Origin of the sequence: Pseudomonas sp. UBA5666, from assembly GCF_002420785.1 — a bacterium.
GTDB classification, from domain to species: Bacteria; Pseudomonadota; Gammaproteobacteria; order Pseudomonadales; family Pseudomonadaceae; genus Aquipseudomonas; species Aquipseudomonas fulva.
Window position 1 is genome coordinate 114376 of record NZ_DIIQ01000051.1, and the last position, 18927, is coordinate 133302.

An 18927-nucleotide genomic window follows, 5' to 3' on the forward strand; every position below is an offset into this window, starting at 1 on the left:
ATGTCTGCCCTTTCTACTCCACCGGATGCGCGCGTCCAGTTTCTCGACCTGCTTCGCACCGGCTTGCAGGGCAACACTGTGGTCAAGCTGGTCCTGGCGCGGCCTGTGGGCACCGACCCGACCCTGCAACGCATCATCGCCAAGCCCTTGCTGGTCAAGGGTCAGGCGAACCTGTCCCTGGTCTACCGTCACCAGACCCGCGATATCACCCGCAACCTGCCGCTCGATGATGCTCTGCAATGCATCGCCGAGCTGCTGCCAGAACATTTTCGCAACGCTCACCTGTTCGATGCAGAGGGTGAACTGCAATTGACCTTCAGCAAGAAGGGCAAGCCCATGCTGCAGCGTCATGGCGCCCAGGCGCCCCGGGAAACCGTTGGCAGCAACGGGCATGACCGCGAGAAAAAGCGCTACCTGGACATTGCCCGACCGTTTTTGCGTGACCTTGGCGTAACGGATGGCCAGGGCGCACTGATCCCGTCGATGTCGCGCAAGTGGAAGCAGATCAACAAGTTCATCGAGGTCTTCGACCACGCCCTGGCCAATGCGCCCTTGTCGAGCGAGCAGCGCTTGCGGGTGGCCGACTTCGGCTCGGGCAAGGGGTATCTGACCTTCGCCATGCACGATTACCTGCGCAATACGCTGGGCCGCGATGCCCAGGTAACGGGGGTGGAGCTGCGCCAGGACATGGTCGAGCTGTGCAACGCTGCCGCCGCGCGGCTCGAACACCCAGGGCTCGAGTTTCAATGCGGGGATGTGCGCAGCGTGGTGCCCGATGCCATCGAGGTGATGATCGCCCTGCACGCCTGCGACGTGGCGACCGACTACGCCATCCATACCGGCATCCGCTGCAACGCGGCGATCATCATGTGCTCACCGTGCTGCCACAAGCAGATCCGCCCGCAGTTGCACAGCCCAGGTCTGTTGCAGCCGATGCTGCAATATGGCCTGCACCTGGGCCAGCAGGCCGAAATGCTCACCGACAGTCTGCGCGCACTGTACCTGGAGGCCTGCGGCTACGAGACCAAGGTGTTCGAGTTCATATCGTTGGAGCACACCAACAAGAACAAGATGATCCTGGCCGTCAAGCGGCGCCAGCCAGCGGATCAGTCAGCCTTGCTGGAAAAGATAGAACAGCTCAAGGCGTTCTATGGCGTGAAGGCGCATTGCCTTGAAACGTTGCTGCGGGCGGATGGTTTGCTTTGAACCTGATGCGCTCCAGCCTTGGATATGCTCATCCTTGCTTCGCTGCTCATGAGCGCGTTCTGATGCTGCAGGCATGCTTGATCACTCAGCTTGAGCAATCAATTGCACAGTCGTGCTTGCCAGCCCCAGCGGATGCGTCTGGGCGTCGAAGAAGTGCAGGGCCGTGTCCGGCATGTCTTCGAAGCGGCTGACGAAATGACGCTTCTGATTGATGACCGATGCCTCTCCCAATGGGCGTATGGCAATGGCCAGGTGGCTGGGCCGGGCTGAGCGAATGGCTTCGAGCAGGTGCCGGTCGTTGCTGTCCAGATGCTGGCCGAACAGGCACATGCCTTGGTGTTCACCGGCCAACTGGCCGAGGCTCCAGCTCAGGTAGTCCGAATGCCGGATGGCACGCAGTTTTTCGTCGCTGCGCTCTTCGTTGACGAACAGCGGCACTTCACCTGGCACATTCACGGCGAACCCTTCGAGCATTTCAGCGCTGCTTGCACTGCGTTGCCGGGTGGTGCCGTCAGGCAGCTTGAGCAGGTGCATGCCACCGTGCAGATGCAGCACGCGTGTGCCTTGGCTCGCCGTTCGGCGCACGTCGAAAAAACCCTGCTCGTCGAACAGTTCAGCGAAGCCCATCGGGTCGTGCTGCACGGCCCAGACCAGCAGCAGGTCATAGTTGCTGGTATAGACGTTGCGGTAGCCACGCAGGGCCTGGTTGAGGGCGAGCAGGGCGGCTTCGGGCATGGCCGACCAGGGCATGTGCACGGTGCGCACGGCGTGGATCAGCGCCTCCTTGATGGAGTAATAGCGGTTAAGCGGCGCTGTCGAGTTGATGGCCAGCGCAGCGTTCGTGCGCACCGTAGTGTTGAGGGCGGTCAGCACCGGTTCGAAGAGCTCAGTGCCCAACGACTTGAACAAGGCCTGATCGCTGATGGCCAAGCCCTTTTTGCGCCCGGCCCGTTGCGCCTCCTCATACAGCGAGAAGTACCCGAACGGCTTCCAGAAGGCCCGGCTTGCGCCGTTGCCGACCAGTAGGGTTTCGCAGGGGTGCTGGTCGGCAAGGTCTGACCAGGCGGGGAGAGTGGCGTCGAGTGCGGGCATGCTGAAGTCCGTAAAGCGGGATCCGGCAGACTTTACCACGCCAAGCCCAGGTCATGAGTGCGCCGTGCCAGAGCTGGCAGCGCCGTGTAGGGTGCATTGGTGAGGGTGAGGGCATCTGCAGAGGATTGAAAGTGAACACGAGCGGACTTCATTCCCTCCAAGGTATTGAGTGATCACGGTGCAGTGCCTAGCCAGCACCGGCAACACCGACACGTAGATCGTCATGTCTTTACTTGAACAGGAGATCCCTCATGGACACCTATCATGTAAGCCCTGCCAACGACGGGTGGGAACTGAAGAAGGCAGGTGCTGCGCGTGCCTCGAAACACAGCGCGACCAAGCAAGAACTGGTGGGGTCGCTGGCCACCTTCTTTGAGGGCAAGACCGCCTCGGTTAAGATCCACAAGGCCGATGGCACCCTCGAGGAAGAGCGCACCTACCCACGTGCCGCTGACCCGCGGCGCACCAAGGGTTGATACCGATCAGCGCCGCGCTGCTTGGCATCGACATGCACCAGTGCCATGGGCGCGGCCTCTACAAGTGGTTGCTTGCAAGCTTTCTGATCGGCAAGCGCATTCGCGCCAGTGTCGCGGTCCAGGCCTATCAGGTACTGGTCGATACCCACGGCCTGGACACACCGGGCAAGCTGGCGAGGTGCCCGCATCACACGTTGGTGAAGCTGCTGGGTCAGGCCGGTTACGCACGCTACGACGAATCCACGGCCCGGCGGCTGCATCGGTTGGGCAAAGGGCTTGAAGCGGAAATGGACCACGTGCTGCTGGACGTCGCAGTGGACATGGCGCAAGTAAACGCTTGGCTGCTGAGGTTTGAAGGCGTGGGGCCCAAGACGCTCGAGATTTTCATGCGGGAAGCGGCGCCGGTACTGCAGCATCAACGTGCGCAATGAGGATGGGCGGTAGAGGAAGCGTAAGCCATGTGAACGCTGGCTTGAAGGTGGAGCGGGTAGAGGGAATCGAACCCTCAACTAAAGCTTGGGAAGCTTTCGTTTTGCCACTAAACTATACCCGCATCTGAGCTGCACTTTTTACCAGAACGTTCGGCAAATTAGAAGCCCGCGTTATAAAAAAAACGTCATTTCCCTCCGTTTTCCCGTGCTCCCCTCCATGCGCCTAAGGCTCGCCTACACGGCAGCGATTTCCTCGCGCGTGAGTTCACGGTATGCCCCTGGCGGCAGGTCCAGGTCCAGCGCGATGGCGCCCATGCGCTCACGGTGCAGCTTGACCACCTTATTGTCGTAGAACCCGAACATGCGTTTGACCTGATGGTAGCGCCCTTCGACGATGGCGAGCCGGGCCAGGCGCGGCCCGAGGATCTGCAGGTCGGCCGGTTGGGTCGTCAGGTTTTCGAAAGCAAAGTGGAAGCCCTCCTGAAACCGGGCCACGTAGTGCTCGCCGATCTCGTCCTGGGTTTCGACCAGGTAATGCTTGGGCAGCTTGGTAGTGGGTTGGGTCAGCCGCCGGGACCACTGGCCATCGTTGGTCAGGATCATCAGCCCGGTGGTATTGAAGTCCAGGCGCCCGGCAATATGCAGACCCTGCGCAAGCGCGTCGGGCAGCAAGTCCATGACGGTCGGATGCTGGGGGTCGTGGGTGGCGCTGACGCAACCGGCCGGCTTGTGCAGCATCAGGTAGCGTGGCGGGTGGCCCGCCTGCAGCACCTCATCGTCCAGCTCGACCCGGCTGAACGCCCTCACTTCCGTCAGCGGGTCGCTGGTTACCTGGCCATCGACGCGCACGCGACGTTGAGCCAGCATCAGGCGCGCATGCTGGCGGTTGCAGGTCGGCAGGTTGGCAAGAAAACGATCAAGGCGCATGGGTGAAACCAGCAGGCGATGCCAATTGGGCCTCGACGCCCGCGCAGCTTGGGCACAGGCAGGCACGGTCGCGCAGTTCGGCAGGCAGGGCCTGCAGCACGGCCGGGTCGATGCGCACACTGAAGCACCAGCAGGCCTGGGTGGCCTGCGCAGGGTCGGCCAGGGTGCACTGGTTAAGGGCACCGCAGGCGGGGCAGTATTGATCGTCGTTCATATCAGGTTTCAGTGCAGACACGGTTGCGGCCAGCCTGTTTGGCACGATAGAGGGCGCCGTCGGCGCGGGTCAGGAGGGTATGCAACGTGTCGCCTGACTTCAGGTGGCTGACCCCGATGCTGGTGGTCAGGCGCAGCGGCTGGTCTTCGTAACTGAAGGTCAGTTGCTCGGCGCGGCGCCGGATCTTTTCGGCAGCCTCGTTCGCCTGGCAAGCATCGGCCTCACTCAGCAGCACGATGAACTCCTCGCCTCCCCAGCGGCAGAGTATATCGGACTGGCGAATGCTGCCTTGCAGGACATTGGCAAATTGGCGCAGCACTTCGTCGCCTGCCAGGTGACCATAGGTGTCGTTGAGCACTTTGAAGTGGTCCAGGTCGATCAGCAACGCCACCAGCGGACTGTTGTCACGCTGGGCCTCGCGCAGCGCCTGGGCGGCCAGCAGGTCGAAGCTGCGTCGGTTGGGCAGCCCGGTCAGGCTGTCGAGCGTGGCCAGGGCTTCGGTGCTGGCCTGGTGGCGGCGCACCATCGCATGCACCAGGGCCACCACCACGAGGGTGATCATGGCGCAGATCGCCAGGTTCAGGTACAGCGAATGACGAATCCGGTCCAGCGCCCCGGTCTCGCGCTTGTCCACCAGCAGGTACCAGTCCAGTTCCGGCAAGTGGCGTACGTTCAGAAAATGGCTGTGGCCTGCAAGGTCACGGTATTCATGACTGCCCTCGCCAGGCACCGGCTGGTGTGCGAGCACGCCGCCCAGGTCTGGGCTGTCGACCAGCGACTGGCCGACGCGCAGGCCCTGCGGGCCACCACCCGAGCCTGTCATCAACACCTTGCCCTGGGCGTCGACGAAGACCACGGATCGCTGATAGCGATGTTGGTACTGGTCGATCATCCTGACCACGGTCGAAACGCTCAGCCCTACCCCCGCAGCGCCGATGAAGCGCTCCTGATAGTCGTGCACCTTGTAGTTGATGAACACGGTGAGGTTATCTTGGTTGGCCATGTCCAGATCTACATTGATCTCGTAAGGCGCTGCCTGGTCGCGCAGGCGGAAGTACCAGGCATCGCGCCAGGCCTGGGGCTGGACCTGCTTGAGCACGCCCTTGGCCTGATAGTAGGTCAGCGTGCGTTCGGAGACGAAAAAGGACGTGAAGATGTCCTGCTTGCCCGTCACCTCGCCCAGGTAGCGGGTCATGCGCTGGGCGTCCTGCTCACCGGCCAGCACCCAGTCACGCAGGAAGGTGTCCTGAGCCATCATCGATGCGATCAGAACAGGGCGAATCAGGTCTTTCTGGATTTCCGAATAAACCGTGTCGGAAGTCAGGGGCAGTTCGGTATTGATGATGCCGTCACGTATGGCGCTGCGCGAGGAGAAATAACTCAGCAGCGACGTGGCGAGGAAACCGCAGGCCAGCAGCATCAGCAGGGCGGCGATTAACGAACGCTGCGATGACGGAGCGGAGCGTGAAGGCATGATCTTCCCATGATGTGTGCCGGGCCGCACATTCTAGTGTTCTGGGCACTAAATAACTGCAAGATTTTGTTCGGAGGCTGCAGCTGTATCAAATTATTACCAGTATGGCACTGCACGAGTTGGCGCTTGTCTGATTCCATGTCGATCAACGTGTTGTGCATCGACGCTCGGCAGCGTTCGCTGTGCGGGCACCTCAGCGGTCCGGGAGGCCGCCTATGTCCTATCGAATTCTGCTTGTGGCCCTGCTCGGGCTGACGCTTGGCGCCTGTGCGCCGTACGCTGGACGGTCGACCTACTACCGCTCCGACTATTACGTCACGGACCGGTATGTCTCGCCTGGCTACGCGCCCGGCTATTACCGCTACGGTCGTTATCCGGTGGCGCCACAACCGCGCTACTACTACCAACCGGTGCCTCGTTACCATGCGCCGCCCGGCTACCGACCGTTGCCGCCGCCCGACGTGCGCCGCTGGCACGGCAACCCGCGCTACGATTATGGTCATCGCCAGCGCTGGGACTACAGGCGTGACCGTGACCGGCACGACTACCGCAACGATGGCCCGCGCTATCAGGATGGAGGTCGACATCAAGGCGGCTGGGGTGACAGGCGTGGACGAGGACACTGATCAGGTGACAAGCACCCTGGCACTTACGCGCCGCTAGTGCAGGTCCGACAGTGGGTGATGGCCTTCCCAGGGTGCTTGGAAGTGTGCCTGTACCACGGCTGCGGGCACATGGTCCACATCCGGCCAGTGCCAGCGTGGCTGGTGATCCTTGTCCAGCAGGCGTGCGCGCACCCCTTCGCTGAACTCAGGGTGGCGACAGCAGTTCAGGCTCATGGCGTACTCCATCTGCAGCACCTGCGCCAGTGACAAGTACCGGGCCCGACGGATCTGCTCCCACACCAGATGAGCCGTCAGCGGGCAGCCCGCCAGCATGCGCTCGGCGGCTGCCGAGAGCAGTGGGTCCTCGTGCTGGCGCAGGCCCGCCACGGCCCGCCAGGCAGCGCCTGCGCAGGTGACATCGAGCAATGCGTCGATGAGCGCGCGGCGCGGCAACCACTGGGCTGTGGGTAGCGTTTGGCGGGCACAATGCTCCTCAGCCCTGAACAGGCTGTTGAGCTGGAGCGCGGTCTGCTCCTGCCAGTTCACCTGCAGCAGTTCATCGATCAACGCCGCTTGTCGGTCTTCGCCCATGAAGCGGTCGGCCAGCCCCAGGTCCAGCGCATCGCGCGCATTGACAGGCGCACCGGTGAGCCCCAGGAACAACCCCAGCTTGCCCGGCAAGCGGGCCAGGTACCAACTGGCCCCAACATCGGGGTACAGACCAATGCTGATCTCTGGCATGGCCAATGCGCTGCTGGGGGTCACGATGCGTACGTTGGCGCCCTGAAGCAAACCCATGCCGCCGCCTAGCACATGGCCATGGCCCCAGCACAGCAGCGGCTTGGGGTAAGTGTGCAGGGCATGATCCAGGCGATATTCGGCGGCGAAGAACGACGCGGCCAGCGGTGGCACGCTGCCAGGCTGCTCGCGGCACGCCTGGGCCAGCGCCCGCACGTCGCCACCGGCGCAGAAGGCCTTGGCGCCATTGCCACGCAGCAGCACACAGGCGATGCCCGGGTCTTGCGCCCAGCTGTGCAACTGCTCGGCCAGCGTTTCTATCATTGGCAGGTCGAGGGCATTGAGCGCCCTTGGCGCATCGAGGGTGACGATGCCCAGGCGAGCGCCGTCGGCGCCTGTCAGGACTTGGCAGTGAATGCTCATGGCTTACCTCATTCAGGTCACCGCTCAAGTATGGCCTGCCTGGTCGATCCCGCCGGGCACTGGTCGGATCGTTTGACAAGCGTCGGTGTCACCCCTAGTGTCGCCCCATTGTTTACGGAAGCCCACATGACTGACGACGATCGCATCAAACTCGAGCCCAGTTGGAAAGCCGCCTTGCGTGCCGAGTTCGAGCAGCCTTACATGCAGCAGTTGCGCGAGTTCCTGCGTGGTGAATATGCCGCCGGCAAGCAGATCTACCCGCCTGGCCCGCTGATCTTCAATGCACTCAACTCCACCCCCCTGGATCAGGTCAAGGTGGTGATCCTCGGCCAGGACCCGTACCACGGCCCAGGGCAGGCCCATGGCCTGTGCTTCTCGGTGCAGCCTGGCGTGCCGACGCCGCCGTCGCTGGTGAACATCTACAAGGAGCTGCATCGCGACCTGAACATTCCCATCCCCAACCATGGCTACCTGCAAAGCTGGGCCGAGCAGGGTGTGTTGCTGCTCAATACCACCATGACCGTGGAGCGGGGCAACGCGGCATCCCATGCCAAGAAAGGCTGGGAGTTCTTCACCGACCGTATCATCGAGGTGGTCAGCGAACAGTGCGAGCACGTGGTGTTTCTGCTGTGGGGCTCCCATGCGCAGAGCAAGCAGAAGCTGATCGACGGCACCAAGCACCTGGTGCTCAAGTCTGTGCACCCCTCGCCGTTGTCGGCGTACCGCGGTTTTCTTGGCTGTGGACATTTCAGCCGTGCCAACGTTTTTCTCGAGCAGCGCGGGCTAGCGCCCATCAACTGGGCGTTGCCACCGCTGTGAGCCAGGCGGGGCCGTCAGGCCCCACAGGTCATGAGGGCCGTCAGGCCCCACAGGTCATGAGGGCCGCTTGCTCATCCAGTAACGGAACAGGGGCTCGGCCAGGAACAGCACGAAGAGCAGGCGCATCACTTGCAAAGCGGTCACCAGGGGCACCGACAGTTGCAGCGTTTCGGCGGTCAGGCTCATTTCAGCGATGCCCCCGGGCATCATGCCCAGCGTCAGTGAGCGCAGGTCCAAGGCTGTCAGCAGGCTCAAGCCCCAGGCGGCAGCGCCAGCCAGGGCCATGCTCAAGGCAGTCGCCACCAGCGTGCGCCCCAGAAATGCCGGGGCTCGGCGGAAGAACGCACGGTTGAAGTGGCAGGCCAGGCCGCTGCCGATCAGCCATTGGCCGATCTGACTGGCGCCATTGGGCAGGGCAATCTGCAAGTCGGCGGCCAGGCTGAAGGTGGCTGCCACCAGCAGCGGCCCGAACAGCCATGGGTTGGGCTGTTGCAGCCGCTGCCAGAGCCACCCGGCGGCCACCCCCAGCGGTGCGATGAGGGCCAGCCAGGCCCAGCTGACGCTGCCGGTGTGGTTGAGCGCTACGCCATCGCCCAGCAGCAGCTTGAACAGCGCCGGCACGCACAGCACCACGGCCAGCACGCGCAGGCTCTGGGCTGCGGCTACCTGGCTCAGTACCGCGCCATTGCGCGCACCCAGGTTGACCATTTCACCGGAGCCGCCTGGCATGCTGGCAAAGAACGCGGTGGCGCGGTCCTCACCCGAGCGGCGCAACAACCACACGCCAAGCACGCTTGAGACCGTGGTGAACAAGGCGCCGAAGAAGATCAGGGCGAAATGACTGCCCACTTGCTCGATGACCTGGGGCGTGAAGTGCAGGCCGATGCCCAGGCCGATGATGCATTGCCCGCAGCGCCGGCCATTGGGTATCTCTGGCAACTGCCAAGGGCTCAGGCAACGTACCGCGATGATCGCCAGCAACGAGCCGACCATCCACGGCAAAGGCCAGCCGACCTTGCTGGCGGCGAAACCGCCAGCAAGGCCGACCAGCCCAGTTGCCCAGTACAGCGGCAACGCGCGATCAGGCATCGGCCATGGCACGGCGCTGCAGGCTGCGTTTGCGCCAGATGCGCACCATGGGCAGCGCGAGCATGAGCGCTACCAGTGCCCAGACACCCATGCTGATCGGGCTCGACCAGAGAATGCCCAGCTCGCCATTGGAGATCGACAATGCACGGCGCAGGTTCTGCTCCATCAGGCCACCCAGAATGAAGCCCAGCAGAATCGGCGAAAGCGGGAAGTCCAGCTTGCGCAGGATGTAGCCCATGATGCCGATGCCGACCATCAGGAACAGGTCGAAGGTGGTGGCATGCACGGCATAGACGCCGATCCCGGTGATGATGGCGATCACCGGCACCAGGGCCCAGTTCGGTACGGCCAGGATGCGGGTAAAGATGCGGATCATCGGGATGTTCAGGATCACCAGCATGATGTTGGCGATGAACAGCGACGCGATCAGGCCCCAGACGATGTCAGGTTGCTGTTCGAACAGCAGCGGGCCGGGGGTGATGTTGTAGAGCGTCAGCGCGCCGATCATCACCGCCGTGGTACCCGAACCCGGTACGCCAAGGGTCAGCATTGGCACCAGGGCGCCACAGCAGGAGGCGCCGATGGCCGTTTCCGGTGCAGCCAGGCCACGGGCGTCACCCTTGCCGAACTTGCCGCTGGCACCGGCCATGCGTTTTTCGGTCATGTAGGCCACCGCACTGGCCAGCGTGGCACCTGCGCCTGGTAACACGCCCATCACGAAGCCCAGCAGGCCGCAGCGAATGTTCACCGCGAACACCGACGCCGCTTCCTTGAAGTTGAACAGCATGCGCCCGGTGGCCTTGACTGCCTGGTGGCCGTGGTGGGTCTTTTCCAGCAGCAACAGAATTTCGCTGATCGAGAACAGGCCCAGCACCAGCACGACGAACTGAATGCCGTCGGCCAAGTGCACGCTGTCACCGGTGAAGCGGTACACGCCACTGTTGGCGTCGATGCCCACCGCCGACAAAAACAGGCCGATCAAGGCGGCGATGAAGGTCTTGAGCGGCTTGTCGCCGGCCATACCGCCCAGGGCGACAATGGCGAACACCATCAGCACGAAATACTCGGCCGGGCCGAAGGCGATTGCCCACTTGGCCAGCAGCGGGGCGAACAGCACCATGCCGCAGGTGGCGATGAAAGCGCCGATGAACGAGCTCCAGGCCGACAGGGACAGGGCCACGCCCGCCAGACCCTGGCGTGCCATCGGGTAGCCGTCCAGGGTGGTCATCACGGTCGACGCTTCGCCCGGGATGTTCAGCAGGATCGAGCTGATTCGCCCACCGTACTCGCAGCCCAGGTACACCGCAGCCAGCAGGATCAGCGCCGACTCCGGAGGCAGGCCCAGGGCGAAGGCGATGGGAATCAGCAGGGCCACGCCATTGATCGGGCCCAGGCCCGGCAGCAGGCCGACGACGGTACCGATCAGCGTGCCGGACAGGGCAGTGACCAGGTTGTAAGGGGACAGGGCGACGCCGAAGCCCTGGCCCAGGTAGCTCAAGGTATCCATGTGTCAGTTCTCCAGTACGCTCAGCAGGCCAAGGGGCAGGGGCACGTCCATGACGCGGTCGAACAGCCAGTAGAGGAAAAGGCTCATGCCAACCACGACGATGACGCTGTGCAGCCAGCGACCGCCATACAGGCGCGCCATGGGCACACCGGCCAGGATGGCGCTGAGGATGAAGCCAAGGGACTCGAAGGTGGTCGCGAAAATCAGCAGCAGGCCAATGCAGGCGGCGATCTTGGTCAGGGTCGCCTTGTCCAGCGCCGGCTCGTCGTCCTTGTGCACGATCGGCGTGGGGCGGATCGCCATGTACAGCAAGCCCAGGCTCATCAGGCCGAGCATCAGCAGCGGGTAGGCACGTGGGCCTACCGGCTCATAGGAAAACGCCGCCTGATACGGCCAGGCCATCACGGCCAGGGCGGCGCACACGGCCAGCAGAATCAGGGCGAAGATGCGTTGCAGGATCATGGAGGAATCCTCGGTAAGTAGCGATGGGAGCGGCACACCTGTGAACCTGGGCCAAGGCCCAGGCCATGCACGGCAGCGTCTGCCTGCTCCTGCCAGGGAAAACCGGCAGACTGGGTTACTGCACCAGGCCGAATTCCTTGGCCAGCATCTTGTAGTCAGCGACTTGCTTCTTGACGTAGCCATCGAGCTCTTCACCCGTCATGGCGAAGGGGAACAGCTCACGCTGGTCACGCAATTTGGCGAAGTCTTCGGAGGCCAGCATCTTGTCGAACGAGGCTTTCCACCAGGCGTAGTCTTCGTCGCTCACTTTCGGGCCGAGGTAGAAGCCGCGCACCACAGGCCAGACGATGTCATAGCCCTGTTCCTTGGCAGTGGGGATGTCCTTCATGGCCGGGTCGTCCAGGCGTTTTTCCGAGAACACGGCCAGCAGGCGCATGTTGCCGCTCTCGATGTGCGGCATGGAGTCGGAGATGTCGGTGGAGCCTACCTGGATATGGCCGCCGAGCAATGCCGTGGCGATTTCGCCGCCGCCTTCAAGTGCCACGTAGCGCAGGTCGCGTGGGTTGATGCCGGCAGCCTTGGCGATCAGGGCGGTTTGCATCCAGTCCTGGCTGCCTACGGTGCCGCCGGAGCCGATCACCACCTTGCTCGGATCTTTCTTCAGCGCCGCGACCAGGTCGTCGAGGGTTTTGTAGGGCGAGTCGCTCTTGACTGCGATCGCGCCGTAGCTGGTACCGACGGCAGCCAGCCATTTCACTGCATTTTCATCGAAGCGACCGAACTTGCCCTGGGCCAGGTTCAGCAGCGAACCGCTCGACCAGGCCACCAGGGTCCCGGCATCGGCTGGGCGTTGGGCTACTACCGCGTTGTAGGCCACAGCGCCCACACCGCCAGGCATGTAGGTCACGCGCATGGGCTTGCTCAGGATCTTCTCCTGCACCAAGGCGCTTTGCACCAGCTTGCAGGTCAGGTCGAAGCCGCCGCCAGGCGAGGCCGGGGCGATGCATTCGGGGCGTTTGGGTTCGGCGGCCAGGGCATTGCCTGCCAGCAGCAGGCAGCCGGTTGCCAGTACGATACGGCGCAGTGAAAAGGTCATGGTCTATCTCCGTAGGCGTTGTTGTTATCGGGTTACCACAGGGCGACGCTGTAGCTCACCAGCAGCCGCACTTCGTCGGCGTCACGGGCGAAATTGGAGCGGAAGGTCGCGTTTCGCAGGCGCACCGCCACGTTTTTGAGCGGGCCGTTCTGCACCACGTATTTCAGCTCGGTATCACGCTCCCATTCCTTGCCCTCGCCACCGCTGGCACGGCTGACGTTGTCGCCGCTGATATAGCGGGTCAGGAACGTCAGGCCAGGCACGCCGAGTGCGGCAAAGTTGTAGTCGTAGCGGGCCTGCCAGGAGCGCTCGTCGGCATTGGCGAAGTCGTTGATCTGGACGAAGTTGACCAGGTAGGGGTCGGCGCCATCGACATAGGGGAACGCGCTGTCGCCGGTCAGCTGCTGCCAGCCGGCGCTGAACTTGTGCCCACCCAGGGCATAACTGACCATGCCGTTGAAGGTGGTGTTGTCGATGCTGCCGGCCCTGGCAGCCCCTGCGTCATCGCTCAGCGCCAGGCGCAGGTCGAAGGCTAGTGCGCCTGGGCCTACGGCTTGGGTGGCGAGCAGGCCGATGAAGTGCTGGCGGTAGATGTCATCCAGTTGGGCGAAGTGATAGCTGCCGGTCAACCGGTCGCTGAACTGATAGTCCAGCCCCGCCAGCGACAGGTTGTCTGCGCTGAACGAGCCACCGAAGCGGCCGTTCTTGTTGTTCAGTGCCAGGTCTTCCCAGTTGGTGTCGTCACGGTCCTTTGCCTTGTCCAGGCGCCCACCAGTGAAGGTCAGGCCCTTGATTTCCTTGGAGGTGAGCAGACCGCCTTCGAAGGTTTGCGGCAGAATGCGGCCATCGTTGGGGCGCAGGGTGGGCAGGGAAGGGATCAGGGTGCCGATCTTCAGTTCGGTCTTGGAAATCTTGGCCTTGGCGGTCAGGCCGAGCTTTGAGTACTCGTCGGCAGCCTTGCCATTGTCATGGGTGGGCAGCAGGCCACTGCCGGTACGGTCAGGGCTTGAATCGAGCTTGATGCCCATCATGCCCAGCGCATCCACGCCGAAGCCTACGGTACCTTCGGTGTAACCGGATTCGAGGTTGAGCATGAACCCCTGGGCCCATTCGTCGCGCTTGGATTGTTGCGCACTGGTGCCATCGCGAAAGTCGCGATTGAAGTACATGTTGCGGGTTTCGAAGGTGGCCGTGCTGTCTTCGAAGAAGGCGGCCTGGCTGAGCGGGGCGACGCCGGCGAGCGCGAGGGCGCTGGCGATGGCGCTGGGGCGTGCGGCGAGGGAACGAGCAGGTGCGAGCGCCTGCGGCTGCAATGACAGCATCGTTGTGGCTCCGTTTCTTGTTCTTATTCGATTGCACCTTGCTGGTGCTTTATTCGGCGCTCGGGGCGACCGTGGTGCGATGCTAGGTAACGAACCTTTCGCTAACCTTTCAGCGTGAAAGGTTTGTCGCGCCGGCTTCACAGGCCGCGGCGGCGGGGTACACTCCGCGCCATCGCCCCACCTAACAGGGACAATCCGATGCGTGTGCTGCTGGTAGAAGATCATCTGCAATTGGCCGACAGTGTGGCCCAGGCCTTGAAAAGTCTGGGCCTGACTGTGGATGTGCTGCATGACGGGGTGGCTGCCGACCTGGCCCTTGGCAGTGAGGACTACGCCGTGGCCGTGCTCGACGTGGGCTTGCCGCGCATGGACGGCTTCGAGGTGCTGGCCCGTCTGCGCGGGCGTGGCAAGACCGTACCGGTGCTGATGCTCACCGCCCGCAGCGACGTCAAGGATCGGGTCCATGGCCTGAACCTGGGGGCTGACGATTACCTGGCCAAGCCGTTCGAGCTGACCGAGCTTGAGGCGCGGGTCAAGGCGCTGTTGCGCCGTAGTGTGCTCGGGGGCGAACGCCAGCAGCGCTGCGGGCCGCTGGTGTATGACCTCGATACCCGACGGTTCACCTTGGATGAGGCCCCGTTGTCCCTGACTTCCCGCGAGCAGGGTGTGCTCGAAGCCTTGATCGCCCGGCCGGGCCGGGTGATGAGCAAGGAGCAGTTGGCGGCCCAGGTGTTCGGCCTGGACGAGGACGCCAGCCCCGATGCCATCGAGATCTACGTTCATCGCCTGCGCAAGAAGCTTGATGGCCATTCGGTGGCCATCGTCACCTTCCGCGGCCTGGGTTACCTGCTCGAGCATCGCGATGCGTGAGAATGTCAGCCTGCGTGGGCGCCTGCTGGGTAATCTGGCGCTGCTGCTGGTGGTCCTGATGCTGGCCAGTGGGCTCAGTGCCTACTGGAACGGCCGCGAGGCGGCGGACACCGCCTACGACCGGACACTGCTGGCGTCCGCCCGTACCATCGCTGCGGGCCTGTCGCAACGCGACGGGTCGTTGAGCGCCGATGTGCCCTATGTGGCACTCGACACCTTTGCCTACGACAGCGCAGGACGTATCTACTACCAGGTCCTGGACATCAACCAACGGCTGATTTCAGGGTATGAAAAACTGCCGCCCCCGCCGTCTGGTACACCGCGTACAGACGACTATCCCGCCTTGGCGCGATTCTATGACGCGACGTATCTGGGGCAGAACGTGCGAGTGGTCAGCCTGCTCAAAGCGGTGAGCGAGCCGAACATGAACGGCATGGCGGAAATTCGCGTGGCTGAAACCGATGAGGCGCGGGTGAGCATGGCCCGGGGCCTGATGGGGGATACCTTGCTGCGTCTGGGCATGTTGGCCCTGGGCGCTTTGGTGATGGTGTGGTTCGCCGTCAGTGCGGCGCTGCGACCGCTCGAGCGCCTGCGCACGGCGGTCGAAGAGCGCCAGCCGGACGATCTGCGCCCATTGCCGGTGGTACAAGTGCAGCCTGAATTGCGGCCACTGGTGGGGGCGCTCAACCACTTCACCGAGCGTTTGCGTGCACAGTTCGAGCGCCAGGCGCAGTTCATCGCCGATGCTGCCCACGAGCTGCGTACGCCCCTGGCGGCGCTCAAAGCGCGGGTGGAACTGGGTTTGCGCGCCAATGAGCCGCAACAGTGGCACCAGACGCTGGAAGCGGCGGCGCAGGGCACCGACAAATTGACGCACCTGGCCAACCAGTTGCTTTCACTGGCGCGTGTGGAAAACGGCGCGCGTGCGATCGCCGAGGGGGGCGCCCAGCGCCTGGACCTCAGCCAACTGGCGCGCGAGCTGGGCATGGCCATGGCGCCGTTGGCGCACAACCGTGGCGTTGCACTGGCCCTCGAGGCGCAGGCACCGGTATGGCTCAAAGGCGAGCCGACGTTGCTCAACGAGCTGTTGAGCAACCTGGTCGACAATGCCCTGGCCCACACCCCAAAGGGCGGCAACGTCATCCTGCGCGTGCTCGCGCCTGCGGTGCTCGAGGTGGAGGACGACGGCCCCGGCATTCCAGAAGCCGAGCGCGAGCGGGTGTTCGAGCGCTTCTATCGCCGTAGCGCCCAGGGCAGCGGGTTGGGCCTCGCGATCGTGGGGGAGATCTGCCGGGCTCACCTGGCGCAGATCAGCCTGCATGATGGCGACAACGGCGGGCTGCGCGTGCGGGTGAGTTTCATCGCTGACTAAGCGTGGGCGCTCGGATCAATCCGGCCGCCAGGCAGAGCGAAGCCCTCAGCGCAACAAGCTGCGGGCTTCGAGCAGATCCTCGGCGTGCAGCTCGCTCCCCATGGGCAAGCCCAGGTGCCGGTAGGCTGGCAAGGCCGCCAGCGGCCTCTCTCGCCCACGCTGGCTGATGCAGCGGGCGATCTGGACCACATCGATGTAGTCGATGCGGTCGGTCTGTCGATCCAGGTCCTGAACCAGGCCGGGCAGCTTGACCAGCTGTTCGGGAAACTCCCAGGCCTTGAGTATCTTGTCGCCCAGTACGGGCTGGATCAGTTCGATGACATGGTGCAGGCAGACCGGATCGGACAGCAGCTCGTTGTGCTCTTCGGCGTAGATCAGAACTGGCAGCGCGCCGATCTGGTTGACCAGGCCGCCCAGTGCCGCCTGATCAGGCTTGAGCCGCGTGTAGCGCCGGGCCAACTCGTAACTCATGCCGGCGACCTCAAGGCTGTTGGCCCAGATTTCGCGCAGTTTTTGCTCAACTGCAGGCGAACGCGCGTGGAAGATCTGCTCGATGACCAGGCCGATGGCCAGGTTGCAGCTGTAGTTGATGCCCAGGCGAGTGATCGCCGTGTGCAGCTCGGTCACCTCGACCGTGGCCCGCAGCAGCGGGCTGTTGACCACCTTGATCAGGCGTGCCGACAAGGCGGCATCGCGGCCGATCACCCGGCTCAAGGCCGCCACGCTGATCTCGCTGTCTTCGGCGGCCTCGCGGATGCTCAAGGCAACCTCAGGCAAAGTCGGAAGTACCAGGTCATCCTTTTCAATGGCATCCAGCAGTTGCGCCTGGACCATTTCGGCCAGCTTGTTCATGGACGTGTCTACCGCAGTGGTGAAGCGGCCCCGCTGTCAAAGCGGGGCGGGGCTGGTCAGCGCTGGATTTCCCTGTCGCGGTCCAGTTCGTAGGGCAGGGGCAGTACCTGCAGGGGCGGGCCTTCGAGATGACCCAAGTGCAGGTTGCCATCCTCCACGGCATCGGCTGCGATCACCGCGAGCAGCTCACAGCCACTGCCGGTGCTGGCCGCCATCACCACATCACCTACCGAGGAGCCATGCACGGGGGAGAAGAGCTGCTCCCCAGGTGCCGGCAGGGTTTGCTGATCGATTGCCAGGCGGTACATGCGACGCTTGAGCTTGCCCAGGTACTGCATGCGTGCAACGATTTCCTGGCCGGTGTAGCACCCTTTCTTGAAGCTGACGCCATCGACGGCTTGCAGGTTGATCATTTGCGGAATGAACTGCTCGCGGGTAGGCCCCAGCACCTGACCGATCCCGGCGCGGATCTGCCCCAGCAGCCATGGGTTGAGGCCAGCTTCGGGTAGTGTGTCGGCCAGGGTCTTGTGAACCTCGCCTGCCTGATCTGCCGGTACCCAGAGCTCGGTGCGGCCGGTGCTGACCGTTACAGCGATCAGCCCTTCCTGCCGCGCCGTGCTGCCGGCTTCGGGCGCCAGTTCCAGCCCCAGTGCCACAAGCGCTGCCTGGCCGTCGTGCAGGCCGAAACGCACCCAGGCGGCGCTTTCGTCGGTCAGGGTGGCCTTGGAAAACACAGCGTATTTCTTCAGGTCGGCCAGCTGAGGCTCCAGCAATTCACTGGCCATGGCCAGGAGGTAACCGTTGCCTTCAGGCAGGATTCTGAAGCTGGACTGCATGCGTCCCTTGACCATGCAACGTGCGCCAAAGCTGGCGTATTCGGGGCTGAGGTAGTTGATGTTGCAGGTCAGCTGGCCCTGCAGGAACTTGCCTGCATCGGAGCCGCGGACAGCGAGAATGCCTTCGTGGGACAGAGGGCAGAAGAAAGCGGTATCGGCCATGGGTCATCGCGGTGGCTTAAAGTCTGGGGCCATCATAGAACGCTGGTAACAAAATAGGTAGGTGACTTAGACCAACAGTTGGCTGTCGCTTCGCGCGGCTGACTGTATACTGGCGGGCCACTCGAGGAGGGCCCCATGGTCGAACAAACTGAACTCAACCGGCTTTTCTGGCATAGCCGCCGCGGTATGCTGGAACTGGACGTCCTGCTGGTGCCTTTCACCCAGGAGGTCTACCCCAGCCTCAACGAAACTGATCGTCAGTTGTATGTTCGGCTGCTGAGCTGTGAGGACCAGGACATGTTCGGCTGGTTCATGGAGCGTACCGAATCCGAGGACCCGGAGTTGCAGCGCATGGTTCGCATCATCCTGGACCGTGTCCAACCCAAGTGAGTGGTTCGAATGCCGCTGGCAGGGCTCACGCCTGTTGCTGGTGGCCTACCTGATCAGCCAGGCGCTCGCCTGGTTCGCCGTGCTTGTCAGCCCGTTACCGTTCTGGTTGGGGCTGCTGGTGATCGCTGCATGTAGTGTTCATGCGGCGTGGGCTATTCCGCGTCGTATTCTGTTGACGCATGTTCAGGCTGTCACCGGGCTTCGTCGTGATGGAGCCGGCTGGTGGGTGTTTTCACGGGCCCGGGGGTGGCAGCCTGTGCGGCTGTGTCGTGACAGCATCGCGTTGCCCGCGCTCGTAGTGCTGAGATTCGTACCGGTTGGGGCAGGGTGGGGGCGCAGCCAATGTGTGCCCTGGGATGCGCTTGGGATCGATGAGCATCGGCGTTTGCGGGTGAGGTTGAAGTTCAGCCGCAGGCGCTGGGTGGCGCCCATGCAGCACTAAACTATGCAGGCTGGCGCCGCGTCTGCCCTTGCCCTTGCCCTTGCCCTTGCCCTTGCTCTTGCTCTTGCTTTGGCTTCTAAGCGCGCGGTAGTTCAGGCACTGCAGATCGCGACTTCAGGAGG

21 protein-coding genes and 1 tRNA gene are annotated in these 18927 nt (G+C 63.3%); 9 read left to right on the forward strand and 13 right to left on the reverse strand.

The window, feature by feature from the left end:
• Complete coding sequence (locus B2Y33_RS22310; RefSeq protein ID WP_049696478.1) at positions 1-1206, forward strand: class I SAM-dependent methyltransferase; 1206 nt, start codon at positions 1-3, stop codon at positions 1204-1206.
• A gap of 81 nt (positions 1207-1287) precedes the next feature.
• Here the strand turns inward: B2Y33_RS22310 and B2Y33_RS22315 are convergent, their stop codons facing one another.
• Positions 1288-2298 carry a DUF4917 family protein gene (locus B2Y33_RS22315; protein WP_206405676.1) on the reverse strand — a complete coding sequence of 337 codons (1011 nt, stop codon included), beginning with the start codon at positions 2296-2298 and terminating at the stop codon, positions 1288-1290.
• A 251-nt stretch (positions 2299-2549) separates the two neighbouring features.
• On the opposite strand from B2Y33_RS22315, the gene B2Y33_RS22320 reads away from it, so the two are divergent.
• Positions 2550-2774 (forward strand): DUF2188 domain-containing protein, encoded by a 225-nt coding sequence (locus B2Y33_RS22320; RefSeq protein ID WP_027914557.1) that lies wholly within the window; start codon positions 2550-2552, stop codon positions 2772-2774.
• Positions 2771-3205, forward strand: coding sequence for a DNA methylase (locus B2Y33_RS22325; RefSeq protein ID WP_206405677.1), 435 nt, complete (start codon positions 2771-2773; stop codon positions 3203-3205). Before B2Y33_RS22320 ends, B2Y33_RS22325 begins: the two co-directional genes overlap by 4 nt.
• 48 nt (positions 3206-3253) lie before the next feature.
• Here B2Y33_RS22325 and B2Y33_RS22330 read toward each other — a convergent pair.
• From B2Y33_RS22330 to B2Y33_RS22345, 4 genes are all read right to left on the reverse strand, one after another.
• A tRNA-Gly gene (locus tag B2Y33_RS22330) sits at positions 3254-3327 on the reverse strand.
• Positions 3328-3439: 112 nt separating this feature from the next.
• The gene (locus B2Y33_RS22335) at positions 3440-4132 is read right to left on the reverse strand and encodes a pseudouridine synthase (protein WP_027914559.1); all 693 of its coding nucleotides are present in this window, start codon (positions 4130-4132) and stop codon (positions 3440-3442) included.
• Entirely contained in the window at positions 4122-4346 is a 225-nt protein-coding gene (locus tag B2Y33_RS22340) for a cysteine-rich CWC family protein (RefSeq protein WP_028687227.1), read from the reverse strand. Before B2Y33_RS22340 ends, B2Y33_RS22335 begins: the two co-directional genes overlap by 11 nt.
• 1 nt (position 4347) lies before the next feature.
• Positions 4348-5820: a sensor domain-containing diguanylate cyclase gene (locus tag B2Y33_RS22345; protein ID WP_206405678.1), complete on the reverse strand. Its 1473-nt coding sequence runs from the start codon at positions 5818-5820 to the stop codon at positions 4348-4350.
• Positions 5821-6035: 215 nt separating this feature from the next.
• Here B2Y33_RS22345 and B2Y33_RS22350 point away from each other — a divergent pair, with 215 nt between their 5' ends.
• Positions 6036-6446, forward strand: a complete 411-nt coding sequence (locus B2Y33_RS22350) for a hypothetical protein (RefSeq protein ID WP_027914562.1) — start codon at positions 6036-6038, stop codon at positions 6444-6446.
• Between the two features lie 33 nt (positions 6447-6479).
• On the opposite strand, the gene B2Y33_RS22355 is transcribed toward B2Y33_RS22350, so the two are convergent.
• The gene (locus tag B2Y33_RS22355; RefSeq protein WP_088522931.1) at positions 6480-7586 is read right to left on the reverse strand and encodes an enoyl-CoA hydratase/isomerase family protein; all 1107 of its coding nucleotides are present in this window, start codon (positions 7584-7586) and stop codon (positions 6480-6482) included.
• Positions 7587-7712: 126 nt separating this feature from the next.
• Here B2Y33_RS22355 and ung point away from each other — a divergent pair, with 126 nt between their 5' ends.
• Positions 7713-8405, forward strand: a complete 693-nt coding sequence (gene ung, locus B2Y33_RS22360; protein WP_088522932.1) for a uracil-DNA glycosylase — start codon at positions 7713-7715, stop codon at positions 8403-8405.
• Between the two features lie 54 nt (positions 8406-8459).
• Here ung and B2Y33_RS22365 read toward each other — a convergent pair whose 3' ends face one another.
• The 5 genes from B2Y33_RS22365 to B2Y33_RS22385 form a co-directional block, all read right to left on the reverse strand.
• Entirely contained in the window at positions 8460-9494 is a 1035-nt protein-coding gene (locus B2Y33_RS22365; protein WP_088522933.1) for an AbrB family transcriptional regulator, read from the reverse strand.
• A complete protein-coding gene (locus B2Y33_RS22370) occupies positions 9487-11001 on the reverse strand; it encodes a tripartite tricarboxylate transporter permease (protein WP_023534356.1) in 1515 nt (504 codons plus the stop codon). The genes B2Y33_RS22365 and B2Y33_RS22370 overlap by 8 nt, the downstream gene beginning before the upstream one ends.
• 3 nt (positions 11002-11004) lie before the next feature.
• A complete protein-coding gene (locus B2Y33_RS22375) occupies positions 11005-11463 on the reverse strand; it encodes a tripartite tricarboxylate transporter TctB family protein (protein WP_049696475.1) in 459 nt (152 codons plus the stop codon).
• A gap of 115 nt (positions 11464-11578) precedes the next feature.
• On the reverse strand, positions 11579-12559 hold the full coding sequence (locus B2Y33_RS22380) for a Bug family tripartite tricarboxylate transporter substrate binding protein (protein ID WP_028687230.1): 981 nt from the start codon (positions 12557-12559) through the stop codon (positions 11579-11581).
• Positions 12560-12591: 32 nt separating this feature from the next.
• The gene (locus B2Y33_RS22385) at positions 12592-13881 is read right to left on the reverse strand and encodes an OprD family porin (protein ID WP_028687231.1); all 1290 of its coding nucleotides are present in this window, start codon (positions 13879-13881) and stop codon (positions 12592-12594) included.
• A 198-nt stretch (positions 13882-14079) separates the two neighbouring features.
• Here B2Y33_RS22385 and B2Y33_RS22390 point away from each other — a divergent pair, with 198 nt between their 5' ends.
• Both B2Y33_RS22390 and B2Y33_RS22395 read left to right on the forward strand, forming a co-directional pair.
• The gene (locus B2Y33_RS22390; RefSeq protein WP_027914569.1) at positions 14080-14751 is read left to right on the forward strand and encodes a response regulator; all 672 of its coding nucleotides are present in this window, start codon (positions 14080-14082) and stop codon (positions 14749-14751) included.
• The gene (locus tag B2Y33_RS22395; RefSeq protein WP_049696474.1) at positions 14744-16123 is read left to right on the forward strand and encodes a sensor histidine kinase; all 1380 of its coding nucleotides are present in this window, start codon (positions 14744-14746) and stop codon (positions 16121-16123) included. The genes B2Y33_RS22390 and B2Y33_RS22395 overlap by 8 nt, the downstream gene beginning before the upstream one ends.
• A 45-nt stretch (positions 16124-16168) precedes the next feature.
• On the opposite strand, the gene B2Y33_RS22400 is transcribed toward B2Y33_RS22395, so the two are convergent.
• Together B2Y33_RS22400 and B2Y33_RS22405 are read right to left on the reverse strand one after the other, a co-directional pair.
• The gene (locus tag B2Y33_RS22400) at positions 16169-16975 is read right to left on the reverse strand and encodes an HDOD domain-containing protein (RefSeq protein ID WP_023534337.1); all 807 of its coding nucleotides are present in this window, start codon (positions 16973-16975) and stop codon (positions 16169-16171) included.
• 56 nt (positions 16976-17031) lie between these two features.
• A complete protein-coding gene (locus B2Y33_RS22405) occupies positions 17032-17973 on the reverse strand; it encodes a YgfZ/GcvT domain-containing protein (RefSeq protein WP_111475239.1) in 942 nt (313 codons plus the stop codon).
• A gap of 135 nt (positions 17974-18108) precedes the next feature.
• Between B2Y33_RS22405 and B2Y33_RS22410 the strand changes: the two genes are divergently transcribed.
• Both B2Y33_RS22410 and B2Y33_RS22415 read left to right on the forward strand, forming a co-directional pair.
• The gene (locus B2Y33_RS22410) at positions 18109-18363 is read left to right on the forward strand and encodes a succinate dehydrogenase assembly factor 2 (RefSeq protein ID WP_023534507.1); all 255 of its coding nucleotides are present in this window, start codon (positions 18109-18111) and stop codon (positions 18361-18363) included.
• Positions 18347-18805 (forward strand): protein YgfX, encoded by a 459-nt coding sequence (locus B2Y33_RS22415; RefSeq protein ID WP_027914572.1) that lies wholly within the window; start codon positions 18347-18349, stop codon positions 18803-18805. Before B2Y33_RS22410 ends, B2Y33_RS22415 begins: the two co-directional genes overlap by 17 nt.
• The last annotated feature ends 122 nt before the right edge of the window (positions 18806-18927 follow it).

Excerpts from the sequence above, each read along its gene's own strand:
- B2Y33_RS22310 (WP_049696478.1), top strand. The coding sequence starts at position 1 with ATGTCTGCCCTTTCTACTCCACCGGATGCGCGCGTCCAGTTTCTCGAC.
- B2Y33_RS22315 (WP_206405676.1), bottom strand. The coding sequence starts at position 2,298 with ATGCCCGCACTCGACGCCACTCTCCCCGCCTGGTCAGACCTTGCCGAC.
- B2Y33_RS22320 (WP_027914557.1), top strand. The coding sequence starts at position 2,550 with ATGGACACCTATCATGTAAGCCCTGCCAACGACGGGTGGGAACTGAAG.
- B2Y33_RS22335 (WP_027914559.1), bottom strand. The coding sequence starts at position 4,132 with ATGCGCCTTGATCGTTTTCTTGCCAACCTGCCGACCTGCAACCGCCAG.
- B2Y33_RS22340 (WP_028687227.1), bottom strand. The coding sequence starts at position 4,346 with ATGAACGACGATCAATACTGCCCCGCCTGCGGTGCCCTTAACCAGTGC.
- B2Y33_RS22345 (WP_206405678.1), bottom strand. The coding sequence starts at position 5,820 with ATGCCTTCACGCTCCGCTCCGTCATCGCAGCGTTCGTTAATCGCCGCC.
- B2Y33_RS22350 (WP_027914562.1), top strand. The coding sequence starts at position 6,036 with ATGTCCTATCGAATTCTGCTTGTGGCCCTGCTCGGGCTGACGCTTGGC.
- B2Y33_RS22355 (WP_088522931.1), bottom strand. The coding sequence starts at position 7,586 with ATGAGCATTCACTGCCAAGTCCTGACAGGCGCCGACGGCGCTCGCCTG.
- ung (WP_088522932.1), top strand. The coding sequence starts at position 7,713 with ATGACTGACGACGATCGCATCAAACTCGAGCCCAGTTGGAAAGCCGCC.
- B2Y33_RS22365 (WP_088522933.1), bottom strand. The coding sequence starts at position 9,494 with ATGCCTGATCGCGCGTTGCCGCTGTACTGGGCAACTGGGCTGGTCGGC.
- B2Y33_RS22370 (WP_023534356.1), bottom strand. The coding sequence starts at position 11,001 with ATGGATACCTTGAGCTACCTGGGCCAGGGCTTCGGCGTCGCCCTGTCC.
- B2Y33_RS22375 (WP_049696475.1), bottom strand. The coding sequence starts at position 11,463 with ATGATCCTGCAACGCATCTTCGCCCTGATTCTGCTGGCCGTGTGCGCC.
- B2Y33_RS22380 (WP_028687230.1), bottom strand. The coding sequence starts at position 12,559 with ATGACCTTTTCACTGCGCCGTATCGTACTGGCAACCGGCTGCCTGCTG.
- B2Y33_RS22385 (WP_028687231.1), bottom strand. The coding sequence starts at position 13,881 with ATGCTGTCATTGCAGCCGCAGGCGCTCGCACCTGCTCGTTCCCTCGCC.
- B2Y33_RS22390 (WP_027914569.1), top strand. The coding sequence starts at position 14,080 with ATGCGTGTGCTGCTGGTAGAAGATCATCTGCAATTGGCCGACAGTGTG.
- B2Y33_RS22395 (WP_049696474.1), top strand. The coding sequence starts at position 14,744 with ATGCGTGAGAATGTCAGCCTGCGTGGGCGCCTGCTGGGTAATCTGGCG.
- B2Y33_RS22400 (WP_023534337.1), bottom strand. The coding sequence starts at position 16,975 with ATGAACAAGCTGGCCGAAATGGTCCAGGCGCAACTGCTGGATGCCATT.
- B2Y33_RS22405 (WP_111475239.1), bottom strand. The coding sequence starts at position 17,973 with ATGGCCGATACCGCTTTCTTCTGCCCTCTGTCCCACGAAGGCATTCTC.
- B2Y33_RS22410 (WP_023534507.1), top strand. The coding sequence starts at position 18,109 with ATGGTCGAACAAACTGAACTCAACCGGCTTTTCTGGCATAGCCGCCGC.